This is a genomic window from Salmonella sp. SAL00653, assembly GCF_046552515.1.
Classification (GTDB): domain Bacteria; phylum Pseudomonadota; class Gammaproteobacteria; order Enterobacterales; family Enterobacteriaceae; genus Salmonella; species Salmonella enterica.
The window spans coordinates 1-5,706 of record NZ_JBGDTY010000034.1 but is presented as its reverse complement, the minus strand read 5'-3'; the positions used below and the strand labels follow the sequence as shown (position 1 = coordinate 5,706).

Sequence of the window (5,706 nt, the reverse complement as noted above, 5' to 3'; positions counted from 1 at the left end):
ACCTGCTGCGCGTTAACCTTGCCATCTCATTCCGGTCTTCGTATGCCCCGGGCGGCTACTTCGTGGGCGTCCTGCCTCGGTGGTTCGTTGTTGCTATGGAATAAGTAAATCATTATTTTACTTTATAGTCAACCAATACGGAATTGAAGTGTAAGGCAAGGCTGTACAACAAGCGTGTTCATTTTTGAACTATGTGTAGCCGCTCAATATGTATATGATTAAAAAAACATCAGTAAGGGGTGGTTATGGATCGTGACGAGCTGGAAGAAGACCGTGCGGCATTCATTGCGGGTGAGATTGGCGGCGCAGTGGTCGAATTGATAATCGACGGCGTAGTGATTAACCGTGATGCAATCGTTGAACGTCTGGAGGAGAAGCGGAGGAGAGTCGGGAACGTTATTCACAAAGGTGTATTACGGGATGCGGCTGCTATGGTGAGAAAAGGGCAATAAAAAACCCGGCGCGAAGGCCGGGAGTCAAAACTTTACTGGAAACTTTTAATCATAAGATTTTTCTTGACGTAATTCAGTCTCTCGTTGTGTATTTCTGTAACCGTCGCAATCACGCTAACACGCTCCCCTACCTTATATTTACTTTGTAAGTTACCAAGCATTTCAATAGGATATGAGCATTTAAACTTGCCGAATTCATTGACTATTTCCAATTTCCCGAACATAGATAATAAAGCTAATTCACCGGTAATAATCTCATCGTAAGGTTTGGATACATGTGTGGTCATTAGGCGCTGAGATAACTTACGTAAACGTTCATTGTTCAATGAAACATGGCGTTTTCCATTACTAAGAGGGCCAACCCAACTAAGATCAAAGTTTAAGTTGTTTTTTTCACATTCTTGGGCAATTTTTTGCAAACTGGCGGCAGAATTTGTACCTATTTCAGCAATTTTCGAGATGAACTCAACGTCATTATCTGTGCCTAAAAGTGAAAAAATCTCCTTAACAGCGTGGCTCGAAACAGTATCAACTAATTCACACGATCCTGTTGAAAAGGTGATAGCTAACCTTGTTGAGCCTGGTGTTAAGTCAGCAAGCCGCATATCTAGTTGTGTTCTTATACTTTGCGGTACTCTACTGGAGTCTTTACCGCTTGAGATTCTGTGTGTCGCTTTTTGAATTAGCCCAGCCAGGCTGCCAGATAATGCAGAAAGAAGCTCTAAAGGAATTGTTCCAAAATCAACCAAAGCCCCTCTGAGGCGCAACTCCATGAAGTCAACCAGTGGGTGTCTCGACTCGATGTGACGTTTTTCTTTCAGTAAATCGCTTAAATGAGAATCCATAGAGTTGAATAAAACTCTATCAGCAAAAGTGTGGTTACTCGTTAGGGAAAGAGAGTCAACCTCACGCTGAACGAAAGCAATTCTGTCATTTAATGACTTGAAAATTTTATCATCGTTCATAGCATGATCCTCACCAAACCCTTTGGATTCTCCTTACGATCAAAACCAAACCAACCGCGCCAGTAACTTCTTCTCTCACTATAGTTAACTTGAGGGTGGTTTTCAGCCAAGAGCAGAACATCAATATCAAAATTCTGCTTTACGTATTGACGATCCAGCATTGCTCCTACTTGACCATGCAATGTAGAAGGTAACTGATTCAATGCTTGATAATCTAAAACTAAAAGTAAATCAATATCATCTGGCTCTGGTTTTTCTGTAGTAAACGAACCATCTATCCAAACTTCGCTAAAACATTTTATTTGCAGGTTAATGTCGCGAATGAATTTCATGTACTGTATATATTTACAGTACAAATCATTTCGACGCAATGACTTTGGAAGGCTATCAACACATAAACGCTTCAGTCCATCGTCATCAAAATCATGGAAACCCGCGGTAAGTAACGGGGGAAAACACAACTTTTGCATGCATTGCCTTGCTGTAAGTATTTATGTTTTTGTGTAGTGTCGAGTTTTTGACCTAAGTGTTATTTTCGTATGCGTCGTGAAAAATGTGCCTTACTTGTTAGGCACACGATAATAAATTTACATCATACTAACCATTTGAAAATAAATGTATTATTCTGGTTCGCTTCTAATCCTTCGCCCCATGTACTTCGCATACAGTTCGTCGAGTTCTTTCAATCGCAGAGATACGATCCGCAACATGTTCTGCTGCTCTTCTTCCGGTAACTGGCGATAGAGCTCAAGCAGGCGCTGTTCGTCAGGTTTAAGTCCGTCTTTCTCTCCGACATCCTCACCAAGCAGCCACGGAATTGATACGCCAGCAGCATCAGCGATAGCTAATGCGGAGCTTTTACTAATTCTTCCTGTTTTGAACCAACTGGAAACTGCTTGTTTGCTGACACCAGCTACCCTGGCCATCTCTGTTTTAGAGAAACCCTTCTTATTTAACTCTGCCAGCCTGGAGATCAGGCCATTCGTCAGTGTGTTATCGCTCATCACCGCATTGTAAATGATTGCTTTACTTGTAGGTAGGCATGCGTAGTTTGACTTGTTGGTAAAATGATGCTTTACTTTTGCCATCTAAGGAGGTCCTATGACTGGTATTGAAAAAGCAATTCAAAAATTTGGAACAGGGGCTGCTCTTGGAAGAGCGCTTGGATTTTCAAAAATGACAATTTCCAACTGGAAAAAGACCGGGATTCCCCCCGATCACATTCGTTCAGTTTTCGAACTTACAGGTGTTACGCCACATGAGTTACGGCCTGACTTGTATCCAAATCCAACAGATGCATTACCAAGCCAAGAGGCATCAGCCAAATAACCATAGAGGATATTTACCCATGGAGAACGCAATTGCACGAAAGTTAGACCCACCAGAAATCAACCCGATTGAGATAGAGAGTGTCCTGCTCAACCGGCTTGCATCAGTAGGGCAGAAATCATACGCCGAGCATATGGGCATCAGCGAGTCGACAGTCAGCAGGCGTAAAGCTGAGGGATATTTCTGCAACATGGCGAAAGAGCTGGCTTTTCTTGGGATTCAGGCCGCGCCACCGGAAGCGGTACTGGTATCCAGAAACTATCTCACAGCCGTAGAGATTCTCGCTGATGCCGGGCTAAAGGCTGAACGAGCCAGGCCGGATGCGCTGGGGTGGGACTGAAAATGGTAGCAACCAAAAAGGCGAAAGCCGCGGTGAGGGGTCACCAACGGCTTTCTGGTGGAATTAACTGGATCAATTCACAGGAGTAATTATGGCAAACACTGCTGAAGTAATCAATTTTCCTGTGCCTGACGTGGCACATAAGGAGCCGCGCGTGGCAGATCTCGATGATGGGTTTACGCGCATCGCCAATGAGATCCTTGAGGCTGTAATGCATGCAGGTTTGTCGCAGCATCAGCTTTTGGTGTTCATGGCTGTCATGCGCAAAACATACGGCTTCAATAAGAAATCTGACTGGGTCAGTAACGAGCAGTTCTCGGTGCTGACCGGCATTCTCCCTCATAAGTGCTCATCTGCAAAAAGCGCCCTGGTTAAGCGGGGGATATTAACTCAAACCGGTCGTGTTATCGGGATTAATAAAACGGTCAGCGAATGGTCATCTTTACCTGTAAAAGGTACAGAAAAAAAACCTTACCTGGAAAAGGTAAATTTACCTGAATCAGGTAAGAAAAGTTTACCCGAATCAGGTAACGGCTATTACCCAAATCAGGTAAACACAAAAGACACTATTACAAAAGACAGTAAAGACAATAGTAATAAACCCCCTAAACCCCCCCGGGCGGTTTCGTTCGATGCATCAAGTGTTCAGTTGCCTGACTGGCTGTCTTCGATCACCTGGTCTTCATGGGTTGAATACCGCCGTGACCTGAAAAAGCCGATCAAGTCTCAGCAGACCGTGACGCAGGCTATCAACCTGCTCGACCGCTGCAGGTTGAACGGATACACACCTGAAGAAATTATTAACCGCAGTATTGCGAATGGCTGGCAGGGTCTGTTCGAACCTGACGGACAGGCGAAGCGCAGCAGAGATACCGATCAGGAAAGTATCCACTGGAACAGCCCGGATGCATGGAGGGATTTCCTATGAAACCTGAACTCTACCGCGCAATAAACAATCGGGATGGCGCAGCGATGGCAAGCATAGCCAGGGGTAACCCTGAGCATGGCCGGGTTGTGAATTCAGACGCTGAGCGCCTTGTTGACGCGCTGTTCATGCAACTGAAGCAGATTTTCCCAGCCGCGACGCAAACCAATCTCCGCTCCGATGCTGACGAGCGAGTAGCTAAGCAGCAGTGGATAGCGGCATTTTCAGAAAATGGCATCCGCACCCGCAAGCAGCTATCCGCCGGAATGCAGAAAGCCCGTTCCAGCCAGTCTCCGTTCTGGCCGTCGCCAGGTCAGTTTATTTCGTGGTGCCGTGAGGGGAGTGGAGCACTAGGGGTCAGTGTTGACGACATCATGGACGAATACTGGCGTTGGAGAAAGCTGGTTTTCCGTTATCCGACCAGTGAGCAGTTCCCCTGGAGAGATAAAAATCCGCTGTATTACCACGTCTGCCTGGAGCTGCGCCGCCGTGGAACTGAGGGGCAATTAAGTGAAAAGGAACTTATCCGGGCCGCTGGCGACATCCTGCATGACTGGGAAAAGCGAGCTCTTGCAGGTAAACCCATACCGCCTGTTCGTCGCGCTTTATCCGCGCCGTCGCGGGATCGCGGTCCAACGCCAGCCGAGTTGTTAATGGCGAAATACAAACAACGCAAAGACGCCGGTCTGATTTAACAGGAGCAACCAAATGAAAGAACGTGGAATAACTGATGGTTTAACCATGAATCAGCTTGCAGAACGTAATGCTGAACACGTAACTACTATAGCGGCACTGGAAGCCAGATGCGCGGCGCTGGTAGCGGAGAATGCGGGGCTGAAATACCAAGAGCCAGCCGGATACCACGTCATCAAAGAGTGCGGAAAGGTTGGCTGTAGTGTTGCAACGCTTGAGGAGGCCGAGAAAACGCGGGACTTCTGGAATAAAAAGTGGACTATCAGGCCGTATTTCTACTCCGCAGCACCAGCGCCGGTAGTGCCGGAGGAAATGCCAAAAGGCCTGGCGGATCAAATTGTCAGTCTGCTGGCTCATAACATTGGCGATAAGTTTTTGGCTCAGAAAATCTGGAACGCCTGTCGCGCTGCCATGCTTCAGGGTAGCAAACCTGTAAGTAATCGTGATGAGTTGCTATACGCAAAGGTTAAGGCAGTCGCTGACCTGTACGCCCTGTACTGGAAATCGGGAGAAGTGGTTACTTATACGCCTAACCCAGAAAAGGCGACCATCTGGCTAAATAACTACTCGGGAACTTGCGTTCAGGAATACGTGAAGCTTGAACGGCTGCAAGAAGCGCTGGTTGGCAACTCTCCGGTAATTCCGGATGGTTACGCACTTGTCCCCGTTGAACCAACGGACGAAATGATAGCGGCAGCGATGGAATGTGATGATGTGGTTTTCGACAGTAAAGATCCAACCGCATTCTGTGTTCAGTTTCGGGAAATATATTGCGCGATGGTGGATACCGCACCAAAACCAGAGCAGAGCTAATGTCCCGTATCTACATGCCGGTCCTGTGATCGGCATTAGTGTAAAATCAAAAAATACGAATCAGTGGTTTGTAATCAACATTTCTTAGGTTTGTAGATATGCGAATAATAATCAGGAAGAAACCTGCGTTCACTGACCTGTACCAGACTGGTGTTCTGACGCGTATAGCAGCCGTTAAGACTGACAGTG

The 5,706-nt window shown here is 46.5% G+C and carries 9 protein-coding genes; 6 read left to right on the top strand and 3 right to left on the bottom strand.

Features of this window, described 5'->3' with window-relative positions; all coding sequences use genetic code 11:
• Positions 1–245: 245 nt before the first annotated feature.
• Positions 246–452 (top strand): hypothetical protein, encoded by a 207-nt coding sequence (locus tag ACLJRU_RS23120; RefSeq protein ID WP_000373338.1) that lies wholly within the window; start codon positions 246–248, stop codon positions 450–452.
• Positions 453–484: 32 nt separating this feature from the next.
• On the opposite strand, the gene ACLJRU_RS23115 is transcribed toward ACLJRU_RS23120, so the two are convergent.
• From ACLJRU_RS23115 to ACLJRU_RS23105, 3 genes are all read right to left on the bottom strand, one after another.
• A complete protein-coding gene (locus tag ACLJRU_RS23115) occupies positions 485–1,417 on the bottom strand; it encodes a hypothetical protein (protein WP_000997167.1) in 933 nt (310 codons plus the stop codon).
• Positions 1,414–1,887: a DUF6932 family protein gene (locus ACLJRU_RS23110; RefSeq protein ID WP_023234784.1), complete on the bottom strand. Its 474-nt coding sequence runs from the start codon at positions 1,885–1,887 to the stop codon at positions 1,414–1,416. The genes ACLJRU_RS23115 and ACLJRU_RS23110 overlap by 4 nt, the downstream gene beginning before the upstream one ends.
• A gap of 150 nt (positions 1,888–2,037) precedes the next feature.
• Positions 2,038–2,505 carry a helix-turn-helix domain-containing protein gene (locus ACLJRU_RS23105; protein ID WP_001539622.1) on the bottom strand — a complete coding sequence of 156 codons (468 nt, stop codon included), beginning with the start codon at positions 2,503–2,505 and terminating at the stop codon, positions 2,038–2,040.
• A gap of 13 nt (positions 2,506–2,518) precedes the next feature.
• On the opposite strand from ACLJRU_RS23105, the gene ACLJRU_RS23100 reads away from it, so the two are divergent.
• The 5 genes from ACLJRU_RS23100 to ACLJRU_RS23080 all read left to right on the top strand — a co-directional run bounded on the left by ACLJRU_RS23100 (position 2,519) and on the right by ACLJRU_RS23080 (position 5,517).
• Positions 2,519–2,746, top strand: a complete 228-nt coding sequence (locus ACLJRU_RS23100) for a transcriptional regulator (protein ID WP_000145711.1) — start codon at positions 2,519–2,521, stop codon at positions 2,744–2,746.
• Entirely contained in the window at positions 2,712–3,086 is a 375-nt protein-coding gene (locus tag ACLJRU_RS23095; protein ID WP_015702794.1) for a CII family transcriptional regulator, read from the top strand. Before ACLJRU_RS23100 ends, ACLJRU_RS23095 begins: the two co-directional genes overlap by 35 nt.
• 91 nt (positions 3,087–3,177) lie before the next feature.
• Complete coding sequence (locus tag ACLJRU_RS23090) at positions 3,178–4,014, top strand: replication protein (protein ID WP_001539624.1); 837 nt, start codon at positions 3,178–3,180, stop codon at positions 4,012–4,014.
• Entirely contained in the window at positions 4,011–4,706 is a 696-nt protein-coding gene (locus tag ACLJRU_RS23085) for a replication protein P (protein WP_000801767.1), read from the top strand. Before ACLJRU_RS23090 ends, ACLJRU_RS23085 begins: the two co-directional genes overlap by 4 nt.
• Positions 4,707–4,719: 13 nt before the next feature.
• A complete protein-coding gene (locus ACLJRU_RS23080; protein ID WP_023234785.1) occupies positions 4,720–5,517 on the top strand; it encodes a hypothetical protein in 798 nt (265 codons plus the stop codon).
• The last annotated feature ends 189 nt before the right edge of the window (positions 5,518–5,706 follow it).

Excerpts from the sequence above, each read along its gene's own strand:
- ACLJRU_RS23120 (WP_000373338.1), top strand. The coding sequence starts at position 246 with ATGGATCGTGACGAGCTGGAAGAAGACCGTGCGGCATTCATTGCGGGT.
- ACLJRU_RS23115 (WP_000997167.1), bottom strand. The coding sequence starts at position 1,417 with ATGAACGATGATAAAATTTTCAAGTCATTAAATGACAGAATTGCTTTC.
- ACLJRU_RS23110 (WP_023234784.1), bottom strand. The coding sequence starts at position 1,887 with ATGCAAAAGTTGTGTTTTCCCCCGTTACTTACCGCGGGTTTCCATGAT.
- ACLJRU_RS23105 (WP_001539622.1), bottom strand. The coding sequence starts at position 2,505 with ATGGCAAAAGTAAAGCATCATTTTACCAACAAGTCAAACTACGCATGC.
- ACLJRU_RS23100 (WP_000145711.1), top strand. The coding sequence starts at position 2,519 with ATGACTGGTATTGAAAAAGCAATTCAAAAATTTGGAACAGGGGCTGCT.
- ACLJRU_RS23095 (WP_015702794.1), top strand. The coding sequence starts at position 2,712 with ATGCATTACCAAGCCAAGAGGCATCAGCCAAATAACCATAGAGGATAT.
- ACLJRU_RS23090 (WP_001539624.1), top strand. The coding sequence starts at position 3,178 with ATGGCAAACACTGCTGAAGTAATCAATTTTCCTGTGCCTGACGTGGCA.
- ACLJRU_RS23085 (WP_000801767.1), top strand. The coding sequence starts at position 4,011 with ATGAAACCTGAACTCTACCGCGCAATAAACAATCGGGATGGCGCAGCG.
- ACLJRU_RS23080 (WP_023234785.1), top strand. The coding sequence starts at position 4,720 with ATGAAAGAACGTGGAATAACTGATGGTTTAACCATGAATCAGCTTGCA.